The organism is Leisingera sp. MMG026, assembly GCF_021654205.1.
In the GTDB taxonomy this organism is placed as follows: Bacteria; Pseudomonadota; Alphaproteobacteria; order Rhodobacterales; family Rhodobacteraceae; genus Leisingera.
Map to the genome: position 1 here is coordinate 70,558 of NZ_JAKFZM010000001.1, position 24,436 is coordinate 94,993.

Below are 24,436 nucleotides of genomic sequence, written 5' to 3' on the forward strand. Positions count from 1 at the left end.
CCATGGACGGCACCGTTCTGGTCGCAGATGACGACCGCACCATCCGCACCGTACTGACCCAGGCGCTGACGCGCGCGGGCTGCAAAGTGCATGCGACCTCTTCGCTGACCACTCTGATGCGCTGGGTGGCCGAGGGGAAAGGCGATGCCGTCATTTCAGACGTGATGATGCCGGACGGAAACGGGCTGGAGATGCTGCCCAAGATCCAGGCCGACCGGCCCGGGCTGCCGGTGATCGTGATTTCGGCGCAGAATACCATCATGACGGCGATCAAGGCAGAGGAAGCGGAAGCCTACGACTATCTGCCGAAACCTTTTGACCTGCCCGAGCTGATGAAGCGCACGGCCAAAGCATTGGCGGCCAAGCGGGTGGCGCCTGCCACCGCAAAGACCGAAGCGCCGGATCAGCCGGAAGAGCTGCCGCTGATTGGCCGCAGCGAGGTGATGCAGGCGCTGTACCGGCTGATCGCGCGGGTGATGAACACGGAACTGCCGTTGTTGATCACTGGGGAAAGCGGCACTGGGAAGTCTCTGATTGCGCAGGCTATTCATGACTTTTCAGATCGGCGGACTTTGCCCTTTATCCACGCGGATGCCGCGGCATTGATCGACCTGGAAGGCCCGGCGCGGTTGCTGGCCCAGGCCAAGGGCGGCTCGCTGGTGATTGACGAATTGGCGGACCTGCCGGAAGAAGCGCAGGCTCGGCTGGTGCGGATGATGGACACGCCGGGCGACCACGCACCGCGGTTCATCGCCTCCAGTCAGAAAGACCTGGCCGCGGCGATGGAAGCCGGGGAGCTGCGCCAGGATCTCTACTACCGGATCTGCGGCACCGCGCTGCAAGTGCCGGCGCTGCGGGAACGGGTGGAGGATATTCCGCTGCTGGCCGAGCATTTCCTGATCCGGGCCGAGAACGAAGGCGCGCCGCACCGCGAGCTGAGCGAGGGCGCGCGCGAAGCGCTGCGCCACTTTGGCTGGCCCGGCAACGTCCGCCAGCTGGAAAACACCGTCAGGCGGCTGGCGCTGACGGCCCGCAATGAGGAAATCAGCCAATCCGATGCGGCCGCTGTGCTGGGGCCGCAGAGCGGGCCGGAGCCTGCGGTGGCAGGTCTTGCCAATGAAAAGCTATCTGAGTCCGTGGCCCGCCATCTGCAGCGCTATTTCGATTTGCATGGCGACTTGCTGCCGCCGCCGGGCCTCTATATGCGGCTGCTGCGTGAAGTAGAGACGCCGCTGATCGAAATCGCGCTGACGGCGACCGGCGGCAACCAGGCGAAATGCGCCGAATTGCTGGGGATCAACCGGAATACTTTGCGAAAGAAGATCACTGATCTGGATATTGAGGTGACACGCCGCCGCAAACTGATGTAATATCGCCACAGAAATGTGGCCTTGTTGTGATTTTCCTAGGCAGGGCCACGAGATATGGCGGTGACTCGCAAAGAGTCGCACATCAGGATGAGGGCAGTCAGTGGCGCATAAGTCACATCTGAGGGCAGCATACGGGCCTTTTGCGGCCTTGGACCGGTGGCGGAGAACCCGCCGGGCCCGCAATATCGGCACTATCGGGCTGGTGGTGCTGGGGCCGGCTCTGGCACTGGCGACATTCCTTATCATCGGTCCGCTGGGGCAGGGCGCGTCGTCCCGGTCGCTGCGGCTCATTCTGTTGGCGGATTTGGTCTATATCCTGACCATCGCTGCGCTGGTGATGGCCCAGATTGTCCGCCTGTTTGCCGCGCGGCGCTCCAAGTCAGCGGGATCCCGCCTGCACCTGAGGCTGATCGGCGCTTTTGGATTTTTGGCGCTGATCCCCACAGTCATCGTGGCCGTGTTCGCCGTCCTGACGGTGAATGTCGGGCTGGAGGGCTGGTTTTCGCAGCGGGTTCGGCAGGTGATCGGCAGCTCTCTGGCTGCGGCGGACGCCTATCAGACGCAGCAGAAAAATGACCTGAGCGAAGATGCCCGGGCGCTGGCGCGTTACCTGGACAACAGCCGTTCCCGCAGTTTTTTCATCAATGATGCTGAGCTTCGTCTGGTGCTGTCGCAAGGCCAGCTGCAAATTCAGCGCGGGCTGCGCGAGGCATATATCGTCGACAGTGCCGGCCTGATCCGGGCGCGCGGCGAGCGGTCTTACGAATTCGATTTCGAGAAGCCGAACAACCGCCAGATCGGTGCCGCCCGTGCGGACGGTTTTCTGCTGATTGAGGATTGGAGCAACAATGAATTCCGCGCGCTGGTGCGGCTGGAGGCGTTTGTCGACCGGTTCCTGTACATCAGCCGCGATGTGGACGGCGAGCTTCTGAACCTTCTGGACGACACCCAGGAAACAGCCCATCTGTATCAGCAGCTGGAAAGCGAGCGCGGCAGGGTGCTGTTTGAATTTGCGCTGCTCTATATCGGTTTTGCAGTGATTCTGATCCTGGCGGCGATGTGGCTGGGGATGTGGTTTGCCGAGCGGCTGTCGCGTCCGGTCGGACGGCTGACGGTGGCGGCGCAACGGGTTGGCTCCGGCAATTTGGACGTGCAAGTGCCGATTGACGACGGCGGCGATGAAATTTCCCAATTGGGTCAGTATTTCAATCAGATGACGCGCGAACTTAAGGCGCAGCACGGGCGCCTTGTGGACAATACCCGCCAGATTGAACGCCGCCGCCGCCTGTTTGATTCGGTGCTGTCATCGGTGACGTCCGGGGTTGCCGGGCTGGATGCCGACGGGCGTGTCACATTTGTAAACCGCTCGGCTGAGCGGCTGCTGGACTGGCAGGAGGATCAGCAATCCCTGGCCTTGTCCGTTGCAGTGCCGGAGTTCGGGCCGCTGTTTGTGGAATTGATCGAAACCAGCGCCGAGGTTGTGCAGGAGGAAATCAAAGTCACGCGTCAGGGCCGGCTGGAAAACCTGCTGGTGCGGATGTCGCCGCGCCGGTCGGAACAGGGCCGGCTGGAAGGTTATGTGGTGGCGTTTGATGATGTAACCGATCTTGTCAGCGCCCAGCGGATGGCGGCCTGGGGCGATGTGGCGCGCCGGATTGCCCATGAGATCAAGAACCCGCTGACCCCGATCCAGCTGAGCGCGGAACGGATCAAACGCAAATTCGCGCCCAAACTGGGCGAGGAGAACAGCGATCAGCTGCAATCCATGACCGATGTGATCGTGCGCCAGACCAATGATCTGCGCAGGATCGTCGATGAATTCTCGAAATTCGCCCGCATGCCGGAACCGGAGCGGCGCGAAGAGGATCTGGTCAAACTGCTGCGGGACGCGGTAATCCTGCAGCAGCAGGGCCAGCCCGGTGTCCGGATCAAGGCGGAGCTGTCCGAGACAGCCATGCCTTCGGATCTGGATGCCACAATGATTGGACAGGCCTTGACCAATCTGATCAAAAACGCAGGCGAAGCCATTGAAAGTCTGCAAATAAAGGAAAATCCGCAGGGGCTGGTGCCGGAAATCCGGGTGGCAGCAGTCAAGGCAGGCAATTTCTATGAAGTCCGTATCGCCGACAACGGCATCGGCTTGCCCGAAGACCGGGCACGGCTGTTTGAGCCTTATGTGACCACGCGGGATGCGGGCACCGGGCTGGGGCTGCCGATCGTTAAAAAAATCATCGAAGAGCACGGGGGCACGCTGACGCTGGAAGATGCCCCGGTATTCGAGGGACACGCGCATTACGGCGCGATGGCGGTAATCCGTCTGCCCGCCGCAAACCGGGCAGCGGCGCCAAACAAGAGCACAGTGAAAGCAGGTCTGACATGAGTGACATTCTGATTGTAGATGACGAGCGCGACATCCGGGAACTGGTCTCGGATATTCTTGAGGATGAAGGCTATGCCACACGAAAGGCTGCCAATTCCGACGAATGCATGGCCCGTCTGGAAGACGCCGAACCGGCGCTGATGATCCTGGATATCTGGCTGAAAGACAGCCAGATGGACGGCATCGATATCCTGAAGGCGGTTAAGCGCGACAATCCGGAAGTTCCGGTGGTGATCATTTCCGGACACGGCAACATCGAAATCGCTGTCGCAGCGATCAAGCAGGGGGCCTATGATTTCATCGAGAAGCCCTTCAATATCGACCAGCTGATGGTGGTGATCCGCCGCGCCATGGAAACCTCGCGCCTGCGCCGGGAAAATTCGGATCTCAAGCGCAGGGATACAGGCCCGGCGGAAATGATCGGCACCTCTGCGTCGTTCCGGACGTTGATCAGCCAGCTGGACAAGGTGACCAAGTCGAACGGCAGGGTAATGCTGACCGGACCGGCCGGCAGCGGCAAAGAGATTGCTGCGCGCTATATCCATGCCAATTCAAACCGGGCGTCCGCACCCTTCATCACCGTCAACTGTGCCAGTATCGAACCCGACCGGATGGAAGAGGTTCTGTTCGGCCGCGAATCCTCGGAGCGCGGGGTGGAACCCGGCTTGCTGGAACAGGCGCATGGCGGTGTGGTGTTCTTTGATGAAGTTGCCGATATGCCGCTGGGAACCCAGTCCAAGATTTTGCGGGTGCTGGTGGATCAGCAGTTCCAGCGGGTTGGCGGTTCGGACAAAATCCGTGTCGATCTGCGGGTGGTTTCCGCCACTAACAAAGACCTGGATGCTGAAATCGAAGCAGGCGGGTTCCGGCAAGAGCTGTATCACCGGCTGAATGTTGTGCCGGTTGCGGTGCCGTCGCTGGCGGACCGGCGCGAGGATATTCCGCTGCTGGCCGGCCATTTCATTGCTCAGTTCAACGAAGCCCAGGGGCTGCCGCTGCGGGTGCTGACCGAAGAGGCGGTGGCGTTGATGCAGACCATGCTATGGCCGGGCAACGTGCGCCAGCTTAAGAATCTGGTGGAGCGGGTGCTGATCCTTGGCGATGGCAGCGGCCCGATCGAGGCCAAGGATTTGCCGCGCGAAGAAGACAAGCCGCAGGAGGAGGGCCGGGTGGTCCTGTCCGGCGCGCTGGCGACATTGCCGCTGCGCGAGGCGCGGGAGGCGTTTGAGCGCGAATACCTGCTGACCCAGATCAATCGCTTTGGCGGCAACATCAGCCGCACGGCGTCGTTTGTCGGCATGGAGCGGTCTGCGCTGCACCGCAAGCTGAAGTCTCTGGGGGTGGTGACCTCCAACAAGGCAGGCGCCCGGGTGGCGCATGTGGAGGCCGAGGAAGAGCAGGCCTGATCAGGCCGCCATTGCGCCCGGCACCACCGGGCGCAGGCGGTGCTGCATCATAGGGTCAGAACAGGTCCTGGCGGATCGGGTTCAGCGCAAAATGGATCTGCGCGGCCAGTCGCAGCTGGCTGATGGCATCGCCGGGAACGGTTGCGGGCAGACCTGCCTTGCGCGCCCAATTGCCCAGTTGCTTGCGGGATGACGGGCCGAACTGGCCGTCGATGGCAATTCCGGCCCCCAGCTGGCGCAGGATGTACTGGGTGCCTGCGGCAACGTCTGTTTCAGCCATGCCGGTCAGCAATTCCCGCGCTGCGGCGCGTGCATCGGGATCGTTCAAAGCCATCGCCTTGCCTGCCCGCGCAGCAGCAGCATGGGCGGGGATCCGGTCCGGCAGCCTGTTAAGGGCTACCCAAGCGCCGTTCGAACCACCCCAGGCGTCGCCGCGCGACAGCCCCATGTCATACCATTCCAGTGCTTCAGCTGCGTCGCTGCCGGGCAAGTCGCCGCCCATGATCATCCGGCCGATCTCAGCCGGGGCGCGCGGGTGGCCCAATTGTGCCGCTTCGGCAAACAGCGCGCGCGCTTTTTCCTTGTCCACCGCCTGGCCCGCGCCTCCGTCGCGGTAGACATAGCCAAGGTTAGCAGTACCGTAGATGTCACCGCGCCCGGCTGAGGCCTGCAGATAGGACAGGCCGCGTTCGGGTTGCGCCAGTTCAGCGCCGCTCCAGAGAAAGAAGACCCCCAGTTCGTTCATCGAATAGGTATGCCCCAGCTCCACTGCCCGGCTCAGAAGGTCAAAGCCGCGCTCCCGGTCTTGCGGGTTCTGGGTACTGTGCAACAGCCGCTTGCCGTGGGAATGCATGGCAAAAGGATCGCCCGCAGCGATGCCCTTTTCCCAAAGGCTGGCAGCCTTTTCCGGGTCCAGGGGGATGGCGATCGCCTGGCGGTCAATGTGCGGGCTGGTGTAGAGCTTTGCCAGAGCGTGGTAGGCGCGGACATGCCCCAGATCAGCAGCTTTCTGAAAATTGGAGAACGCGCCGGTCAGGCTTCCCTGAGCCAGAACGGCACGGCCCAACTGGTAATGGAAACGGCCGATTTCCGGCGCCGTCTCAGCGGCTTGCCGGCAGGCGGTTTTCGCGACTTTCAGGTTGATCTCATTCGGATAACGGTACAGACCTACGCCTTGAAGATCGAGAAGATCCCCGGCCTCCAGGTCGCATTGCCGCGCAATCATTTCCAGGTTCAGGGTGACGTCGCGCACCGCTTCGCCTTGGGCCAGGCGCAGCACCATCCGGTCCTTGCGGACCTGTCCGCCATCCTTGCGGGCAGGAAGCTCGGTCAGTTGCGGTGCGTAATTGAGGCTAAGGCCGGATCCCGTCCCGGTCTGCAGCGAGGTCACGCCGGCCGAAGATGTTTCAACAATCGACACCGTGGTCCCCGTGCCGATATAAGGTTGGATTTCCGACGCCAGTTCCAAGGACCGGCCCAGCGGGATTTTCACCGACAGCTCAGCTGGCAGCTGGTCAAGGCTGGACAGCATGGCGGCGGGTTCCGTTCCGGCCACATTCATGGACCGTTCCGGCGGCCGCAGATAAATTTTCTGCATCAGAGTCGAACTTTCCCAAGGCACCTGCTGATTGCCGGTGGAGGCATAGACGTCGCCCCGGATCGCCGCGAGAACCGTCATCGCGTCATCATCGGGGCGGGCGGGAAAATGCTGAATGACAGAGGCTGTGTACGGACTGTTGCCGCCTGGATCACCGTCCAGGGCAGTTGCCCCTGGCGAGGTGGAAAATGCCACCAGGGTATTGAGTGGCGGCCTGAAGACGTCAAACCCTGAACGGGCCTCATAAAGCTGTGCCCCGACTTCTGCGTTGAGTTTGGCCTGGGGAACCGGGTTGTCCCGGCAGGAGTCCAGCATCAGGATCTGGCTGCTGGCCTTGCCTCCCAGAATGGCAGAGACCTGGTCCAGTGTAACAGATTGGAATGGCAGGTCATTAATGCCGCTCAGCTCCGCGTCGCTGGTCAGCAGGTAGTTGCGCCGCCCCAGCTGAATGCCATGGCCTGCATAATAGAAAAAGACCTGGCTGCCTTCACGGATGTTCAGAGCCGCCTGGCGCAGCAAGGCTTCGAACCCGCGTTTGTCGAGGTCATATCCTTCGTACACCGAATAGCCGAAAGACTTCAGCATCTCCGCAACTGCGGCGGCATCGTTCCGCGTATTGGTCAGGTCGGAGACATGGTCATAGTCCTGGATCCCAATGACGATGGCGATCTCGCTGGCGGTCCCGCTCTCCTGGGTTTCGTAGGCGGCCAAAGCAGCCTGGCCCGAAAGAAGTGCAGCACACACCAAGGCCGGAGGGGCAGATAACTTGAATATGCCCCGAATAATGCCCCTGAAAGCCACGAAAGACATTACCAACTGCCTCCTCCGCCGCCGCCACCGCCGGAACCACCGCCGCCGCCGCCGGAACCTCCGCCACCGCCGCCTTGATAGGCGGGTTCAGGCGCTTCTTCTGCCGGGATGACCGGTGCCCTGGGAGCCGCTGCAGGTGCCGGCCGCGTTGCTGGCGCGCTGTATGTTGCAGGTGCCGGCGCTGGGGCTGCTGTCGGTGGCGGGGCAATCGGTGCCACGGGTTCGCAGGCGGCTGTCACAGCTGCAAGAGGCAGCGCGGCAAACAGGAAATGTATCCGCATCGGGTACCTTTCTTTATGAAATACTGGTCAACAAACAATCCGGCGCCAGCTTACTTGAACCGGAGGCGCAATTCAAAGTTAGCCTGCCGCGCATTTTCGGCAAGGGAGTGCGCCTAGCCGCCGGTGCGGATGCTGACGCTGCCATCCTTGTTGCGCTGCGCGCAGGATGCTTCGCTCAGCGGGGCCAGCTGCGGTCCGGCTACGGCGGCGGGGTTGCGCCGGGTGCAGCGTTTCAGCGCGATCTGCTGGTAGCCCTTGGATGCCATGCAGGATTTCTCCAGCCGCAGGCGCAGGGGTCTGTTCACATCCACCGTGTAGATGCCGCCGTTCACCCAGTAACCGGGCCGGTAATAACAGCTGCCGCCGGAACAGACTTTGCGGCCGGGGTGGAAAACCGGGGGGTGCTGGCGGATTTCATTGGCGACGGGCGCATCCCGCAGCGATTGTGCCGCACAGCCAAGCTCATCACTTTGCAGGCGCGAGACTTCTGCCCCCTGCCTGTAATAAACAGGAAGCGGTCCGCAGGCCGCCGTGCCAAGCAGCAGGACCAAGGCCGCCATGATCGTTCGATCCTTGCACATAAGCAAAGAATGGCTGCAATCAGAGCAAGTTACAATTAAATTGACCGTGAAAGCGGCTTCTGTCATTCACATCGGGCGAAACTCCGCCCGAAATTCCGCCAAGGGACACGCAAATGAAGGTCATTATCTGCGGCGCGGGCCAGGTTGGCTGGCAGATCGCCCGGCACCTGTCCGGCGAGCACAACGATGTGACGGTTGTCGACAACAACCCGGAACTGGTGCGGCGGGCAACCGATACGCTGGACGTGCAGGGGATCCATGGTTTTGCCTCCTATCCGGATGTGCTGGACCGGGCCGGGGCACGGGATGCCGACATGATCATCGCGGCCACCCATTCGGACGAGGTCAACATGGTGACCTGCCAGGTGGCGCATTCGGTCTTCAAGGTTCAGCGCAAGATTGCCCGCCTGCGGGCCAAAAGCTATCTGACCGCAATCTATTCCGACCTTTACCAGCGCGAGCATTTGCCGATCGACGTGGTGATCAGCCCCGAGCGGGAAGTGGCGGCAGCAGCGATGCAGCGGCTGTCGGCGCCGGCAGCGTTTGACACCGAGACCTTCATGGGCGGCAAGGCGCAGCTTCTGGGGATCCAGATCGACGCCGATTGCCCGGTGGTGAATACACCGCTGCGGCAGCTGACCGAATTGTTTTCGACGCTGCGCGCGATTGTGGTCGGGGTGCGGCGCGACGGCACGTTGTTTGCGCCGGAACCGGGCGACCAGCTGTTTGTCGGCGACAGCTGCTATGTGTTCAGCCACGCCGATGATGTGCCCCGCACCATCGAAGTGTTCGGCAAGCAGGAAACACGCCAGGACCGGGTGGTTGTGGTCGGCGGCGGCAACGTCGGCCTGGAAGTGGCCAAGGCGCTGGAGGCAAGCACAACACGGATCCGGGCCAAGATGATCGAACGCGACCGTACCTGTGCTGAACGGGCGGCGGAAACGCTGGAACGCACGATTGTGCTGAACGGCGACGGTCTGGACCGGGCGCTGATGATCGAGGCGGGCATCGACAAAGCGGATGCGATGCTGGCGGTGACCGATGACGACAAGACCAACATTCTGGCCGCGGTGCGCGCCAAGGTTGAAGGCTGCCCGCTGGCCATTGCGCTGATCAATGACCCGACGCTGGTGCCGCTGTTGCCGCATCTGGGCATCGACGCCTATATCAACCCGCGCTCCACCACCGTCAGCTCGATCCTGCGCCACATCCGCTATGGCCGGGTGCGGCAGGTCTACTCATTGGGGGATGCCGAGGCTGAAATGATCGAGGCCGAGGTTTTGTCGACCTCGCCGATTGCCGGCCAGATGATCCGCGAGACGGATTTCCCCGAAGGCGTTCTGGTCGGCGGCGTTCTGAAGAACGGCGAGATGCTGCGCCCTTCCGGTCAGATGCGGATCGAGGCGGGCGATGTGATCGCGCTGTTTGCCATGGCGGCGGACGTGCCTGAGGTCGAGCGCCTGCTGCAGGTTTCGATCGACTATTTCTAGGATGCGCCGCCCGGTCAAAGCTCCCATTGGCGTGCTGCGCCTGCCGCTGTTCCTGCTGATCTGGGGCATTGCCTCGCTGGCGATGTGGCTGCCTGCTGTGCATGCGCTGGTGCTGGACGATCATCACACCTCGCGCAGCTTTTTCTATGCCGGCGTTGCCGGGCTTATACTGGTGGTGCTGATCGGCCTGTCGATGGGCAACCGGGTGCCGCGCTACGGGATGCCGGGACAATTGCTGTCGCTGCTGGCGACGTTCACCGTACTGCCGTTGTTCCTGGCGGTGCCGGTTCAGGATGCACTGGTCAGCACCCGGTTTTTGAACGCCTATTTCGATATGGTCAGCGCCATCACCACCACCGGCGCCGATGTCTGGGGCGATCCGGACCGGCTGCCGCCCAGCGTGCATTTGTGGCGGGCGATTGTCGGCTGGCTGGGCGGTCTGTTGATGTGGGTGGCCGCCTCGGCAGTGCTGGCGCCGATGTCCCTGGGCGGGTTTGAGGTCACTGCCAAAGGCGAGCCCGGCGGCGGCACGGCCGCACCTCTGCATATGGAGAGGGCAGATCCCCGCCGCCAGCTGGTGCTGGTGACGCGTACCCTGGCGCCGGTTTATGCCGGGCTGACCCTTGTGCTATGGCTGTTGCTGATGATCACAGGCGAACAGGCCTTGGCAGGTCTCAGCCATGCGATGTCGGTGATGGCGACCTCGGGCATATCGGCCATCGGCGGGGTGGAAAATGCCGCCAGCGGCCTGGCGGGCGAGATGGTGATGTTCCTGTTCATGTTCTTTGCGCTGTCGCGGCTGACTTTTTCCAGCGACACGGTCACCGCGGGGCAGGGGCGGCTGGACAAGGATCCGGAATTCCGCACCGGGCTGCTGATCGTTTTCGGAGTGCCGCTGCTGCTGTTCCTGCGCCACTGGCTGGCCGCCTATGAAGTGGATGCCGGTGAAGATCTGCCGCAAGCCCTGCACGCGCTTTGGGGCACCTTGTTTACAGTGCTGTCCTTCCTGTCGACCACCGGATTTGAAAGTACGCATTGGGAAGCCGCCCAGGCCTGGTCGGGGCTGGAAACACCGGGCATGATCCTGCTGGGGCTGGCGGTGTTCGGCGGCGGTGTCGCGACCACTGCGGGCGGGGTCAAGCTGTTGCGGGTCTACGCGCTGTACCTGAATGGTCTGCGCGAAATGGAGCGGCTGGTGCATCCCAGCTCGGTCAGCAGCGAAGGCAACCGCGCCAAGCGCTTGCAGAAGAACGGAGCGTTTGTGGCTTGGGTGTTCTTCATGCTGTTTGCCCTGTCGCTGGCTGTCGTCAGCACTGCGCTGGCCGCAGTCGGCACGGATTTCGAACAATCGCTGGTGCTGGCTGTAGCGGCGCTGTCAACAACCGGCCCGCTGGCTGATACGGCCAGCAGTACGCCGATTGTACTGAACCTTCTGACAGATCCTGCCAAACTGATCCTGTGCATTGCGATGGTTCTCGGGCGGCTGGAGACCCTGGCCTTCATCGCGCTGCTGTCACCCAACCTTTGGCGCAGCTGACCGCCCTTGAGGGTGAAAAGTGTTTTTCTGGTGGAAACTTACATTTTCTCCGTCCATACTGAATTTAATGTGCGTGCTGGTCCGCAGCGCGCGGCAAGAACAAAGGCGAGATAATAAAAAATGGCTTCGGACAGACAGAATCTTCAGGATGCCTTCCTGAATCACGTTCGCAAAACCAAGGTTCCGGTTACAATCTTTCTGATCAACGGGGTCAAGCTGCAGGGTGTGATCACCTGGTTCGACAATTTCTGCGTGCTGCTGCGCCGCGACGGACAGTCGCAGCTGGTCTACAAACACGCGATTTCGACCATCATGCCGGCCCAGCCGATCAGTCTCTATGAGGGTGAAGACTCCAATTGATGGAGCATGAAAGGACGCATACCCGTGCTTGGGTGCTGCATCCGGAAATCAAATCCGATAGCAGGCGCCGCCAGGCTGCACCTGCGCTTGATGAGGCCGTTGCGCTGGCAGCGGCCCTTCCCGATCTTGATGTGATCGGCTCCAATGTTGTGCGCCTGCCCAAGGCGCATGCGGGGATGCTGTTCGGTTCTGGCAAAATCGAAGAGCTGGCGGGCATCCTCAAAGCAAATGAGGTGGAACTGGTCCTGATCGACGGGTCGGTGTCCCCGGTGCAGCAGCGCAATCTGGAAAAAGCCTGGAAGGTCAAGATCCTCGACCGGACCGGGCTGATCCTTGAGATATTCTCGGACCGTGCGGCCACCCGCGAAGGTGTGCTGCAGGTCGAGATGGCGGCGCTCAGCTATCAACGGACGCGGCTGGTGCGGGCCTGGACCCACCTGGAGCGCCAGCGCGGCGGATTGGGATTTGTCGGCGGACCCGGCGAAACCCAGATCGAGGCCGACCGGCGCGCCATTGACGACCAACTGGTGCGGCTGCGCCGGCAGCTGGACAAGGTGGTGAAGACCCGGACCCTGCACCGCGCCTCGCGGGCCAAGGTGCCCTATCCGATTGTGGCGCTGGTCGGCTATACAAACGCCGGCAAGTCGACCCTGTTCAACCGGCTGACCGGGGCTGAGGTGATGGCCAAAGACATGCTCTTTGCCACCTTGGACCCGACCATGCGCCGGGTGCAGATTGCGGATGGGCCGGAGGTGATCCTGTCCGACACCGTGGGCTTCATTTCGGATCTGCCGACCGAACTGGTGGCATCTTTCCGGGCGACGCTGGAAGAGGTTCTGGCAGCGGATGTGATCCTGCATGTGCGCGACATCAGCCATGATGAAAGCGAGCAGCAGGCCAAAGACGTCGAGGCCATCCTGACCTCATTGGGGGTGGACGAAAACCGCGTCCGGATCGAAGTCTGGAACAAGCTGGACCAGCTGCCTGAGGAAGACGCCGAAGCCCGCCGTCAGCGTGCGGAACGTGAGGACGGCATCCATGCGATCTCGGCCCTGACGGGCGAGGGGCTGGACGGGTTGATGGCAGATATCGCCGAGCAGTTGCAGGGCGTGCGGCACGAGGAGCTGCTGAATCTCACGTTTGCCGAGGGCAAACAGCGCGCCTGGCTGTTCAAGGAAGACCTGGTTCAAAGCGAAGAACAGACCGAGGCCGGGTTTGATATCACCGTGCTGTGGACCGACCGGCAAAAGGCGAAGTACGAGAGGCTGTGAAGCCTTGCTTCAAGTGTAAAAGGAAAAGGGCGCCGCAGCGCCCTTTTTTATTGTCCCGTTATTATTGGCGGGGGGTGATCCGGGTAATGCCGACAGCTGCGGCGCGGGCCAGGTCCTCGTCCAGTGACATCGGGATATATTCGCCGCGCCGCCAGAGCTGGGCCATGTCGTCATAGTAGCGCGACAGCGGATGGCCGGACTGGCCGGTTGATACGATAAAGACGGAACTGTCGGGGTCGGCAAAGTCATAGACCCCGCGGTAGCCGGCAGAATGGGTGTTCTGGAACGGATCCGGGTCCTTACCTGAACTCTTGCCGCGCTGCAGGGTGTTGCCGCTGCCGCTGGTGGACTGGCGGATGTTTACGAAATAGCGCAGCAGCGGCACTTCTCCCAGCACCGGGTGGTCCTGCGTGGCCTGATGCGCATCGCCCCAGCGCAGCGATTCCAGCGCGGCGCCATAGCGTTCTTCGATCCAGATCAGCGCATCATCCAGCGCCAGCCGGGCCATATCAGTGCAGCTTTCTTCCGGAGCGCTTTGGCGCACGTCGCACCAGACGGCGGCACCATCGACATCGCGGTAGACCCGCTCGATGAACAACGGTTCCACATGGCGGAAGGTCTTGGCCACCGGACCCAGCTCATCGGTGATCAGCCGGGCCTGCAGGGCGCGCAGCCAGGCGGCATAGATCAGCGGTTCCGGCAGATGCTCGTTCATTTCACCGTTCCACTCCGACAGCAGGGTCAGGGCGATCTGGCGCTGGCGCTCGCGGGTGCCGGCGGGGGCGGCTTCGCCGGTGAACCACAGGTCGGCTCCGATCAGCGGCAAGAGGGTGCGGGCGGTGTAGGAGACCGTGTCCAATTGCGCCTCGATAAAGCTGTCGCGGGTATGCACTTCGCGGTTCTGCATCAGTTTTTCCCAGCGGTGGATGCGCTGGGTATCGCCCCAGTCAAAGGAGACGTGGTTCGGGAAGGGGCGGTCCAGGATCTTGTTGTTGGTATTGCCCAGGATGCCGCCTGCGGGGCTGGTGAATTCAGGGTTTTCCGCATAAGGCGCGCGGCCTTGCCAGCGGTTCTCCGGGTGCCAGCCCTGGCTTGGCATCCGGCCCTTGCTTTGGTGTGCGGCGTCGCGCAACGGGAAGGCGCCGACGGTTTTGAGCGCAATTGTGTCCTTATCCGCCAGAGTCAGGTTTTGCGAAGGGGCGACAAAGCCTTCTCCGGCTGTGATTGCGTCTTGGACCGTGGTGCTGCGCATCAGGCCGATGGCAGCGCTCATTGAGGTATCCTTGGGGCTGAGCACAGTCCAGCTGAGCGAAACCACATGGCCGGGCGGGGTGATCCCGGCCAGTTTGAACATCGAACCGGGCAGCACCGGGCCGTTGTCTGTCCAGCGCAGGGTCAAAGTAACCGGCGCCTGGTCCTTGATCTTGATGATCGACGGGCGGGAGATGAATTCTTTATACCCTTCAACGCTCAGATACTCCTGAGGATTTTCCGGGTTGAGGCGTTCGATAAACAAGTCCTGGTCGTCCAGATAAGACGAGGTCACCCCCCATCCCAGCACGTCTGAGCGCCCTGTGATTACTGCCGGGATGCCAGGGATGGTGCCGCCGATCACCCCGCCGGTGCCCAGTTCAAGCCGTGCCAGATACCAGACGCCGGGTGCGCTGAGACCCAGGTGCGGGTCATTGGCCAATAGCGTGCCGCCCGCCGCCGAACGGCTCGGGGCGGCGGCCCAGGCGTTGGAGGCCCCCGCCAGCCCGCGCGGAGCAACCGGAAACAGCAGGCTGTCTTCCTCTGCGGGCTTGGCAGTGGCGAACTGCCGGACGCCGGGAACCAGCGCTGCATACTCCGGCAGGGCAGTCAGCCCTTTGCCCGGCGCATCGGGCAGGATGTCCTTGATCCTGGCCGCATCATCCAGTGCCAGCGAAGTCCGGGCGCGCAGGATCTCTTCCTTCATGTGGCCGGACAGCTGCAGCGCCATCAGCTTCATGATTGCGATGCTGTCGGCGGGCTGCCAGGGCGCAACCGGCATGTTGAACAGGAACATCTCCGGCGCACCGCGGCCAAGCGCGTCTTCGTTGATCTCCTGCAGGCGGGCGTTGACGCCGGCGGCATAGGCCTTGAGCGCGGTCATCGCTTCGGGCGACTGCACCGCCGCGGATTGCTGCGCCAATCGGTAGATATCCAGCCGGCGCAGATATGTGTCGGTCTCAACCGTGCGGGTGCCGAAGATTTCCGACAGGCGGCCCTTGGCGGTGCGCCGCATCACTGCCATCTGCCACAGGCGGTCCTGGGCGTGGGCATAGCCGAGGCCAAAGTAGACATCCTCGTCGCTGGCGCCGAAACTGCCGAAGATATGCGGTACATTGGCGTTGTCGCGGACAATCTCGACAGGCGAGGAGAGGCCGGGCAGGGAAAGCTCTTTGTTGTATTCGGGCAGTGACTGCGAAGCCAGGTAATAGACCAGCAATGCGGCCAGAACACTTAGCAGAATCAGGCCGGCAGCTATGCGCAGAAGCCAGCGGAAAAGATGTCCCATCAGCGGTTGTTTTCCCTTGGGTTTTGTCATTTCCAGCCGCTTGGCAGATTGCGCCCCGCGGCGGCGGTGGTAGGGTTGGCGCCAACATAAGCGAAGACAGATCAAGGGAAAAGCAGATGGCAAAAATCGCGTTTCTGGGGCTCGGCGTCATGGGCTATCCGATGGCCGGGCACCTGCAGGCTGCGGGCCATGAGGTCACCGTCTACAACCGCACCGAAGCCAAGGCCAAGGCCTGGGCCGCCGAGCATGGCGGCCAGTTCGGTGCCACACCGCGGGCGGCTGCGGCGGGGGCGGATTTTGTAATGGCCTGCGTTGGCAATGACGACGATCTGCGCTCGGTCTGCCTGGGGGCGGATGGTTCCTTTGCCGGTATGCGCGAAGGCGCGGTGTTTGTTGATCACACCACGGTGTCGGAAACCGTGACCCGCGAATTGCATGGCGCGGCAGAGGAGAAAGGCGTGTTCTTTGTTGATGCACCGATTTCCGGCGGTCAGGCAGGGGCTGAAAACGGTGTGCTGTCAATTATGTGCGGCGGAGACGAGGCCGCTTACGCCCGGGTTGAGCCGGTGATGGCTGCCTATTCCAAAATCTGCCGCCGGATCGGCGGCAGCGGGGCGGGACAGCTGACCAAAATGTGCAACCAGATCGCCATTGCCGGGCTTGTGCAGGGCTTGAGCGAGGCGCTGCATTTTGCCGAGAAAGCCGGGCTGGACGGGCGTGCGGTGGTCGAAGTGATCAGCCAGGGCGCGGCGGGCAGCTGGCAGATGGCCAACCGTTACGAGACCATGCTGGACGATCATTTCGAGCATGGATTTGCGGTGGACTGGATGCGCAAGGATCTGGGTATCTGTCTGGACGCAGCGGACGAAACCGGCGCCAGCCTGCCGGTCACAGCTCTGGTGGATCAGTTCTACAAGGACGTGCAAAAGATGGGCGGCGGGCGCTGGGATACCTCGTCGCTGTTCAAACGGCTGCGCAAACTGGACTGAGGGTAAGGTAAAATGGCCTTTCCGGCAGGAAAGGCCATGCCTCCGGCGGAGGTATTTTCAACCAGAAAGAAGCGAAGGCCGTGAGCCTTTGCCGTTTCCCGGGCTGATCAGGGGATGATGCGGGTGTATTTGGTGCCTTCCAAGGTCGCACCAACGCGCAGGCCTGCCTGGGCAAAGACCACTGCAAGCACCGGGGACGTCAGGGTATTGGTGTCGGCACTCAGCGCGTTGCCTTCGTCCTTGATCACATATTCCACATCTGCGCCTGCCGCCCAACCGGACGAGCGGCGGAAGCCGGCCAAGGCGCCTTCGGTCATGAAGAACAGCACGTGGGCATACTGCTGAGCGCCGATCTGCAGGCCCGCATTGCCTTTGTAAGTGGCGTAATAATCGACGGTCACATCGTTGATCCGCAGGGCGCCGCGCCCATAGGCCCCGCCAAATACAAAGCCCGCCTCAGTGACCAGCGGCATTACCAGCATGCCGGTTGCCTTATCGGCCAGGGTACGGGTGTTGGGGTACTGGCTGTACATTTGGTTCAGCGTGCTATCAACGCGGGCGTCGATGGTCGCGCCATTGCTGTTGCCTATGCCGTTGCCGCATGCGGCGGTAACGCCGGCGCCGGCCAGAGCCGTCAGGGCAAAGCCGCGGCGGGTCATGCGGGAAGAGGAAAAACTGCTCATTTCTCAGGTGCCTGTAATGATTTGCTCCAAGGCCGGTATGCTCCGGCTCTGATCGAATGTATACGCGGAAAACCGCTGCCTGTCATCTGCTGCCAGCTGGACAGCGGCGGCTTCCCGCTGAAGTGATCCGTATCCGCATTGAATGACTGGGTCAGCCGTTCAGCAGCCGGGCCGCGGCGGGTGCGAAATAGGTCAGAATGCCGTTGCAGCCTGCCCGTTTGAAAGCCATCAGGCTTTCCATCATCACCTTTTCGCCGTCGATCCAGCCGTTTTGCGCTGCGGCCTGGATCATCGCGTATTCGCCCGAGACCTGATAGGCATAGGTCGGCACGCCAAAGGCGGATTTCACCCGGTGGCAGATGTCGAGATAGGCAATGCCCGGTTTGACCATCACCATGTCGGCGCCCTCCATCAGGTCGCGCTCAATCAGCCGCAGCGCTTCGTCGCTGTTGGCCGGGTCCATCTGATAGGTTTTCTTGTCGCCCTTCAGCGCGCCCGAGGCACCGACCGCATCACGGAACGGCCCATAGTAGCCGGAGGCGTATTTGGCCGAATAGGACAGGATCGCCACATTGTGGTGGCCTGCCTTTTCCAGCGCGCTGCGCATCGCCCCGATCCGCCCGTCCATCATGTCGGACGGTCCGATGATGTTGGCGCCGGCACCGGCCTGAGCGAGCGTCATTTTGACCAGCGCCTCGACGGTGGCGTCATTGACGATCTCGCCATCGACCACATAACCGTCGTGGCCGTTGATATTGTAGGGGTCCAGCGCCACGTCAGTCATCACTGCGATATCCGGCGCCGCATCCTTGATCGCGCGGATTGCGCGATTGGTCAGGTTGTCCGGGTTCCAGGCCTCGGCGCAATCTTCGGTTTTGAGCGAGGCATCGGTGTAGGGAAACAGGCAGATCGCCGGGATCCCCAGGGCTTGCGCCTCAACTGCGGCTTCGGCAATTTTGTCCACCGAGCGGCGCACCGCACCGGGCATCGAAGCGATCGGTTCCTCAACGCCTTCCCCTTCACGGACAAACACCGGCCAGATGAAATCGGACGGCGTCAGAGTGTTCTCCCGGACCAGGTCACGGATGGCCTGGCTGGCACGGGTGCGGCGCAGGCGGGCGGCGGGAAAGGGCGCGACGGTGGGCTTCATGGCGGTCTCTCGTTTTGGCTTGCCCATGGGTGGCATGGAAGCGGCCCCGGGAACAAGGGGCACAATCGCCGCGCCCAAAAACTTGTGCGGCAGGCAGGGCTTGCCTGTGCGCGCTTCCCGGTTGATATAGGGCCGGTTGACAAATTCCAGCCCGAGGATCTGCGGGCACAAGCGGGGGGCTGGCGTGGATCTGCTTCATATTATCTATGAGATGATTGAGCTGCGGTCATTCTCCAACCTGTGGTACTGGATTGCGCTGGCGGTGCTCTGGTCGACGGCCAGTAACAGGATCCTGGGGGTGCCCTATGATATGGTCCAGCGGGCGCAGCGCAATGGCGGCCAGGCGGAACGCGATCTGGAGGATATGGTCCGGGTCAATGTGAACCGCCTGCTGTACATCTCCGAGGTTTCAGGCCCTTGGCTGGTGGCGCTGTCCTGTTTCGTGATGTCCGGCCTGGCTGTGCTTGGCTTTGTCTTCCTGATGGAGATTGCCCAGGCTGTGTTCCTGCTGGTGTTTCCGATGTCCGTGGTCGGGCTGATCAGTTTTTTGACCGCGCGCCGGATCTCGCAGGAAGGTGCCACGGGCGGGGAGCTGCGCAAAAGATTGGCGTTTTGCCGGCTCTATGTGCAGGTCGTCGGGGTAATCTCCATTGTGGTCACCGCGTTCTGGGGCATGTATCAAAACCTGACCATCGGGGCATTTTAACAGGCGGGCTGAGACCGATTGAGGACACCCGGAAAGGAAGAGGCATGGCACAGCGTGCAATCACCATGGGCGGCGCGCCCGAAGGGTTTGATGCCCGGCTGATCCTGAAGGAAGTGCAGAAATCCGGCGCGCCGGTTCTGCATGTGGCGCGTGACGACAAGCGGATGGAGGCAATGCGGTCGGCACTTGCCTTTTTTGCGCCGCAGATGCCGGTGTTTGTCTTTCCCGGCTGGGATTGCCTGCCTTATGACCGGGTGTCGCCGAACGCCGATATCTCGGCTGCGCGGATGGCCACGCTGGCGGCCCTGGTGCATCAGATGCCCAAGCAGTTTGTACTGCTGACCACGCTGAACGCCGCCAGCCAAAGGGTGCCTGCGCGCGGGGTGCTGCGCGAGGCGGCCTTTACCGCCCGTGTCGATCACCGGATTGACGAAGGCGCGCTGCGCAATTTCCTGGTACGCATGGGGTTCACCCAAAGCCCGACGGTGATGGAGCCGGGCGACTATGCGGTGCGTGGCGGTATCATCGATATCTTCCCGCCGGGGGAAAGCGGCCCGGTGCGGCTGGATCTGTTCGGCGATGTGCTGGATGGCGCACGGCGGTTCGATCCGGCCTCGCAGCGCACCACCGAGAAACTGGAGGTGGTGGAGCTGGCGCCGGTGTCCGAAGTGATCCTGGACGAGGCGGCAATCACCCGGTTCCGTCAGAATTACCGGATTGAATTCGGCGCCGCCGGTACAGATGATCCGCTGTACGAGGCAGTGAGTGCAGGGCGCAAGCATCAGGGGATCGAGCATTGGCTGCCGTTCTTCCATGAAAAGCTGGAAACTCTGTTCGACTACCTGCCGCAGGCGACGGTGACGCTGGATGATCAGGTGACACCGGCACGGCTGGCGCGCTGGGACACCATCGAGGACCAGTTTGAAACCCGCAAACACGCAATGGCGCAGAAGGGACGGATTGATACCGTCTATAAACCCACGCCGCCGGGCCTGCTGTATTTGGATGACGCCGCTTGGGAGACCGCATCGGCCGCGCACCGCGTGGTGCAACTGCACCCGCTGCCGCAGGCCTCGGGTCCTGGCACCGCGGATGCCGGCGGGCGGATCGGGCGCAACTTCGCACCCGAGCGGCAGCAGGAAAGCATCAGCCTTTTCGGGGCTTTGGCATCCCATATTAAGGCGCGGATGCAGGAGGGACCGGTTCTTATTGCCTCTTACTCCGAAGGGGCGCGCGAACGCCTGACCGGGCTGATTGAGGACGAGGGCCTGGCAGAAGCCATCCCGGTGGTGGATGGCACGCGGATCGGCAAAAGCGGCCTGCATCTGGCGGTCTGGGCTCTGGAGCACGGGTTCCAGGCGCCGGACATGACGGTGATCTCGGAGCAGGACGTGCTGGGCGACCGGCTGATCCGGGCACCCAAGAAACGCCGCAAGGCCGAGAACTTTCTGACCGAAACGCAATCGCTCAGCCCTGGTGATCTGGTGGTGCATGTGGACCATGGCATCGGCCGCTACAAGGGGCTGGAAGTGGTGACGGCGGCAGGTGCTGCGCATGAATGCATCCTGCTGGAATATGCCGAAGCGTCCAAACTGTACCTGCCGGTCGAAAACATCGAACTGCTGTCCAAATACGGCCATGACGAAGGTCTGCTGGACCGGCTGGGCGGCGGTGCCTGGCAGGCCAAGAAGGCCAAGCTCAAGGAACGCATCCGCGAGATGGCGGACAAGCTGATCCGCATTGCAGCTGAACGCGCCCTGCGCAAGGCACCGGTGATGGACCCGCCGCCGCATGCCTGGGAGGAATTTTCCGCCCGCTTTCCCTATCAGGAGACCGACGACCAGCTGCGCGCCATCGAGGACGTGATGGAGGATCTGCACTCCGGCCAGCCGATGGACCGGCTGATCTGCGGCGATGTGGGTTTTGGCAAGACCGAGGTGGCTATGCGCGCGGCTTTTGTCGCGGCGATGTCCGGCCTGCAGGTGGCGGTGGTGGCACCGACCACACTGCTGGCGCGCCAGCATGCGGCCTCCTTTGCCGAGCGTTTTCGCGGGTTTCCTTTGCAGGTCAGGCAGTTGTCGCGTTTTGTTAGTGCCAAAGAGGCCAGCCAGACCCGTGAAGGGCTGGCCAAGGGGACCGTCGATATCGTTGTTGGAACCCACGCGGTACTGGCTAAGAACATCAGGTTCCAGAACCTCGGGCTGCTGATCATCGACGAGGAGCAGCACTTTGGCGTTGGCCACAAGGAACGGCTGAAACAGCTGCGCAGCGACATCCATGTGCTGACGCTGACGGCCACGCCGATCCCGCGCACACTGCAGCTGTCGCTGACCGGTGTGCGGGATCTGTCGATCATCGGCACCCCGCCGGTGGACCGCCTGGCGATCCGCACCTACGTCAGCGAATTTGACACTGTCACTATCCGCGAGGCGCTGCTGCGCGAGCATTACCGCGGCGGGCAAAGCTTCTATGTGGTGCCGCGGATCACCGACCTGCCGGATGTCGAGGCGTTCCTGCAGGCACAGCTGCCTGAACTCACCTATGTGGTGGCGCATGGGCAGATGGCTGCGGGCGAACTCGACGACCGGATGAACGCGTTTTACGACGGCAAATTTGACGTCCTGCTGGCAACAACGATTGTGGAGTCGGGCCTCGACATTCCGACCGCCAACACGATGGTGGTGCACCGCGCCGACATGTTCGGCCTGTCGCAGCTCTATCAGATCCGGGGCCGGGTGGGGCGTTCGAAAACCCGTGCCTATGCCTATCTCACCACCAAACCGCGTCAGCGGCTGACACCGGCGGCAGAGAAGCGGCTGCGGGTGCTGGGCTCGCTCGACACATTGGGCGCCGGCTTTACCCTGGCCTCGCAAGACCTTGATCTCCGCGGAGCGGGCAATTTGCTGGGCGATGAGCAATCCGGCCAGATGCGCGATGTGGGGTATGAACTGTACCAGTCGATGCTGGAGGAGGCGATTGCCAAGATCAAGGCGGGTGAGATGGAGGGCCTCTCGGACGCCGATGCGCATTGGGCGCCGCAGATCAATCTGGGCGTGCCGGTACTGATCCCGGAGACCTATGTGCCGGATCTGGATGTGCGCCTCGGGCTGTACCGCCGCCTGTCGTCGCTCTCGACCAAAGTGGAGCTGGAAGGATTTGCTGCTGAGCTGATCGACCGTTTCGGCAAGCTGCCGAAAGAGGTCAACACGCTGATGCTGGTGGTGCGGATCAAGGGAATGTGCAAACGCGCAGGCATTGCCAAGATGGACGGCGGGCCGAAAGGCGCAACGATCCAATTCCACAATGACAAATTCGCCTCGCCTCAGGGGCTGGTGGAGTTCATCCAGGGCCAAAACGGTCTGGCCAAGGTAAAGGACAACAAAATCGTCGTGCGCCGGGACTGGAAGAAAGACAGCGACAAGATCAAGGGCGCCTTTGCCATTGCCCGCGACCTGGCAGAGAAAGTCGTGGCAGAGAAGAAAAAGGCCAAGGCAAAAGCGAAAGCTTGATACGCAGAGCCAAGGAAATTCGAATTTCCTTGGCAAATGTCTTCGAAGACATTTTTCTCAGCTGCAGCAGCTGTCCGGCTTCATTGCTGCCTGTGCGCAGAAACAAGACGCAGCCACCGCCTGGTCGGCGCGGGCAAGCGCCATATCGAGTTTCTGCTTTATGTGCCGGATTTCAACGGTTTCGCCGCGGGCCTTCAGGCAATCATGCAGGCCTTTCAGGCTCCAGATATTGTCCGGATGGACCGACGCGCGCGGCAAAGTACCATCCAGCCCCAAGTCCGCTCGGTAGACCGCCTCGGCTTCTCCCGAGCGGCCCTGCTCAAACAGCAGCGCCCCAAGTGCGTGGCGGCTGGGCTGCATCCAGCCCCAGGGCTCATCATAAGGCAGGTTATCGTCCAGCTCGGCCGAGCGGCGCAAATGGGCAAAAGCCGTGTCGTAGTTCTCTTTGCGGTACTCAATCTCACCGCGCAGCATTTCGGATGCGATTTCAAGCAGATCCACGACGCGGTTGTTGTGCAGCAGGCGGGTTTCCGGAACGCGGGTCTTGGCAGCGCGGAACAACTGCTCCTCCGCTTCGGCCTGTGACACCCGGCCAGTTGCGGCAAATGCGATGGCGCGGGCGTAATGGGTGTTGGCGGTCAAGGTGCAATAGAGCGCTGGGTCTTCAGGCAGCTCCAGCGCCATGGCCTCCTCCCAGCGGCCAAAGCGGACCAGGATGTGCGGGTGCATTGCCATGTAGCTTTCAAAGAAATCCGCGATAGGCGGGCTTTCTACCAGCAGCATTTCCGGCGGGGTGGTGTCCAGAATACCCTGATTGGCCTGCAACGCAGGTTCAATCTGCCCCAGGAACATCGCGCCGAAGATGACGAAGTGGTAGTTATGCTGGCGGTAGCCGGTGTAGATGTTGAAGGCGCCCTCACGCGCGTAGAACTTCAGATCCGCCTCAATCGCTTTCCGGTTCCAATGCACCACGCTGTGATAGTCACCGCAAAGCACGTCGATATGGGTCGGCATATGTACCAGATGGCCTGCGTCCGGCACCAGTGTGCGCAGGACATCGGCGGCCTTCAGGGCTTTTTCCGGCGCCGGCGACATCTCCATCAGATGCACATAAAGATGCAGCAGGCCGGGGTGCCTCATCGCACCGGGGTCGTTCTCCATTGCCCATTCCAGAACCTCCTGCGCCTCCAATGTCGCGGCCCCTTCGGCGGGCAGGCCGGTTTGCAAGTCCCACATTTTCCAAGGTGTCAGGTTCAGCAGGCTTTCGGCATAGACCGTGCGCAGATCCAGATGATCCGGGCAGGCGGCAAACGCCGCGCGCATGGCGTCGGCAAAGGCATAGTCCCAGATGTGCATGTCCTCCACCGCCTCGCGCTGGGGATAGCGGGCCTGAAGGGCATGGATCAGCTGCCGCTCGGCCTCTGTGCAGCCCTCTAAACAAGCCAGCGCGGATTGGGCGGCGTCATAAGCCTGTGCCAGATCTTCGGCACGGCCTTTGCCGTCCCGCAAGTTCCAGGGCAGATTGTAATTCGGGCCGGTTGCATAGGCCGCGCCCCAATGGGCCATGGCGCAGCCGGGATCGTGGGTCAGTGCCTGCTTGAAGCATTTGACGGCTTCTTCGTGGTTGTAGCCATAGGTCCAGACCAAGCCGCGGTCGAACCACTTTTGCGTCTCGGGCGAAGCTGCCGTTACCAGACAGGAATGGCTGCCGAGATCATAATCGTAACCCATGAAAAAACCTCCCCAAGTATTTGGAGAGGTTAGGCAGAGGCGTTGA

Annotated in this window: 16 protein-coding genes; 10 read left to right on the top strand and 6 right to left on the bottom strand. The window is 62.1% G+C overall.

Annotation, left to right across the window (positions count from 1 at the left end):
• The first annotated feature begins 2 nt into the window (after window positions 1–2).
• From L1069_RS00355 to L1069_RS00365, 3 genes are all read left to right on the top strand, one after another.
• The gene (locus L1069_RS00355; RefSeq protein ID WP_237454424.1) at window positions 3–1,370 is read left to right on the top strand and encodes a response regulator; all 1,368 of its coding nucleotides are present in this window, start codon (window positions 3–5) and stop codon (window positions 1,368–1,370) included.
• Between the two features lie 100 nt (window positions 1,371–1,470).
• Window positions 1,471–3,750, top strand: a complete 2,280-nt coding sequence (locus L1069_RS00360; RefSeq protein WP_237454425.1) for an ATP-binding protein — start codon at window positions 1,471–1,473, stop codon at window positions 3,748–3,750.
• A complete protein-coding gene (locus tag L1069_RS00365) occupies window positions 3,747–5,156 on the top strand; it encodes a sigma-54 dependent transcriptional regulator (RefSeq protein ID WP_027258843.1) in 1,410 nt (469 codons plus the stop codon). The genes L1069_RS00360 and L1069_RS00365 overlap by 4 nt, the downstream gene beginning before the upstream one ends.
• A gap of 55 nt (window positions 5,157–5,211) precedes the next feature.
• Here the strand turns inward: L1069_RS00365 and L1069_RS00370 are convergent, their stop codons facing one another.
• Window positions 5,212–7,464 (bottom strand): caspase family protein, encoded by a 2,253-nt coding sequence (locus tag L1069_RS00370; RefSeq protein WP_237454426.1) that lies wholly within the window; start codon window positions 7,462–7,464, stop codon window positions 5,212–5,214.
• 493 nt (window positions 7,465–7,957) lie between these two features.
• Window positions 7,958–8,404: a hypothetical protein gene (locus L1069_RS00375; protein ID WP_237454427.1), complete on the bottom strand. Its 447-nt coding sequence runs from the start codon at window positions 8,402–8,404 to the stop codon at window positions 7,958–7,960.
• 134 nt (window positions 8,405–8,538) lie between these two features.
• Between L1069_RS00375 and trkA the strand changes: the two genes are divergently transcribed.
• The 4 genes from trkA to hflX all read left to right on the top strand — a co-directional run bounded on the left by trkA (window position 8,539) and on the right by hflX (window position 13,083).
• Window positions 8,539–9,915: a Trk system potassium transporter TrkA gene (gene trkA, locus L1069_RS00380; RefSeq protein ID WP_129370782.1), complete on the top strand. Its 1,377-nt coding sequence runs from the start codon at window positions 8,539–8,541 to the stop codon at window positions 9,913–9,915.
• 1 nt (window position 9,916) lies between these two features.
• Window positions 9,917–11,452 (top strand): potassium transporter TrkG, encoded by a 1,536-nt coding sequence (locus tag L1069_RS00385; protein WP_237454428.1) that lies wholly within the window; start codon window positions 9,917–9,919, stop codon window positions 11,450–11,452.
• Window positions 11,453–11,572: 120 nt separating this feature from the next.
• Window positions 11,573–11,812: an RNA chaperone Hfq gene (hfq, locus tag L1069_RS00390; RefSeq protein ID WP_005611588.1), complete on the top strand. Its 240-nt coding sequence runs from the start codon at window positions 11,573–11,575 to the stop codon at window positions 11,810–11,812.
• Window positions 11,812–13,083 carry a GTPase HflX gene (gene hflX / locus L1069_RS00395; protein WP_237454429.1) on the top strand — a complete coding sequence of 424 codons (1,272 nt, stop codon included), beginning with the start codon at window positions 11,812–11,814 and terminating at the stop codon, window positions 13,081–13,083. Before hfq ends, hflX begins: the two co-directional genes overlap by 1 nt.
• A gap of 61 nt (window positions 13,084–13,144) precedes the next feature.
• Here hflX and L1069_RS00400 read toward each other — a convergent pair whose 3' ends face one another.
• Window positions 13,145–15,622, bottom strand: coding sequence for a penicillin acylase family protein (locus L1069_RS00400; protein WP_237454430.1), 2,478 nt, complete (start codon window positions 15,620–15,622; stop codon window positions 13,145–13,147).
• Window positions 15,623–15,738: 116 nt separating this feature from the next.
• Between L1069_RS00400 and L1069_RS00405 the strand changes: the two genes are divergently transcribed.
• Entirely contained in the window at window positions 15,739–16,611 is an 873-nt protein-coding gene (locus tag L1069_RS00405; protein WP_237454431.1) for an NAD(P)-dependent oxidoreductase, read from the top strand.
• 107 nt (window positions 16,612–16,718) lie between these two features.
• Here the strand turns inward: L1069_RS00405 and L1069_RS00410 are convergent, their stop codons facing one another.
• Window positions 16,719–17,294, bottom strand: coding sequence for a YSC84-related protein (locus L1069_RS00410; protein WP_134829803.1), 576 nt, complete (start codon window positions 17,292–17,294; stop codon window positions 16,719–16,721).
• 151 nt (window positions 17,295–17,445) lie between these two features.
• Complete coding sequence (gene hemB / locus L1069_RS00415) at window positions 17,446–18,444, bottom strand: porphobilinogen synthase (protein WP_237454432.1); 999 nt, start codon at window positions 18,442–18,444, stop codon at window positions 17,446–17,448.
• 184 nt (window positions 18,445–18,628) lie between these two features.
• Between hemB and L1069_RS00420 the strand changes: the two genes are divergently transcribed.
• The gene (locus L1069_RS00420; protein ID WP_129370789.1) at window positions 18,629–19,150 is read left to right on the top strand and encodes a component of SufBCD complex; all 522 of its coding nucleotides are present in this window, start codon (window positions 18,629–18,631) and stop codon (window positions 19,148–19,150) included.
• Between the two features lie 44 nt (window positions 19,151–19,194).
• Window positions 19,195–22,659, top strand: a complete 3,465-nt coding sequence (mfd, locus tag L1069_RS00425; RefSeq protein WP_237454433.1) for a transcription-repair coupling factor — start codon at window positions 19,195–19,197, stop codon at window positions 22,657–22,659.
• 57 nt (window positions 22,660–22,716) lie between these two features.
• On the opposite strand, the gene L1069_RS00430 is transcribed toward mfd, so the two are convergent.
• Entirely contained in the window at window positions 22,717–24,390 is a 1,674-nt protein-coding gene (locus L1069_RS00430; RefSeq protein WP_237454434.1) for a hypothetical protein, read from the bottom strand.
• Window positions 24,391–24,436 lie beyond the last annotated feature (46 nt).

Excerpts from the sequence above, each read along its gene's own strand:
- hfq (WP_005611588.1), top strand. The coding sequence starts at position 11,573 with ATGGCTTCGGACAGACAGAATCTTCAGGATGCCTTCCTGAATCACGTT.
- L1069_RS00430 (WP_237454434.1), bottom strand. The coding sequence starts at position 24,390 with ATGGGTTACGATTATGATCTCGGCAGCCATTCCTGTCTGGTAACGGCA.
- hemB (WP_237454432.1), bottom strand. The coding sequence starts at position 18,444 with ATGAAGCCCACCGTCGCGCCCTTTCCCGCCGCCCGCCTGCGCCGCACC.
- L1069_RS00410 (WP_134829803.1), bottom strand. The coding sequence starts at position 17,294 with ATGAGCAGTTTTTCCTCTTCCCGCATGACCCGCCGCGGCTTTGCCCTG.
- L1069_RS00385 (WP_237454428.1), top strand. The coding sequence starts at position 9,917 with ATGCGCCGCCCGGTCAAAGCTCCCATTGGCGTGCTGCGCCTGCCGCTG.
- trkA (WP_129370782.1), top strand. The coding sequence starts at position 8,539 with ATGAAGGTCATTATCTGCGGCGCGGGCCAGGTTGGCTGGCAGATCGCC.
- L1069_RS00375 (WP_237454427.1), bottom strand. The coding sequence starts at position 8,404 with ATGGCGGCCTTGGTCCTGCTGCTTGGCACGGCGGCCTGCGGACCGCTT.
- L1069_RS00355 (WP_237454424.1), top strand. The coding sequence starts at position 3 with ATGGACGGCACCGTTCTGGTCGCAGATGACGACCGCACCATCCGCACC.
- L1069_RS00400 (WP_237454430.1), bottom strand. The coding sequence starts at position 15,622 with ATGGGACATCTTTTCCGCTGGCTTCTGCGCATAGCTGCCGGCCTGATT.
- L1069_RS00365 (WP_027258843.1), top strand. The coding sequence starts at position 3,747 with ATGAGTGACATTCTGATTGTAGATGACGAGCGCGACATCCGGGAACTG.
- L1069_RS00405 (WP_237454431.1), top strand. The coding sequence starts at position 15,739 with ATGGCAAAAATCGCGTTTCTGGGGCTCGGCGTCATGGGCTATCCGATG.
- mfd (WP_237454433.1), top strand. The coding sequence starts at position 19,195 with ATGGCACAGCGTGCAATCACCATGGGCGGCGCGCCCGAAGGGTTTGAT.
- hflX (WP_237454429.1), top strand. The coding sequence starts at position 11,812 with ATGGAGCATGAAAGGACGCATACCCGTGCTTGGGTGCTGCATCCGGAA.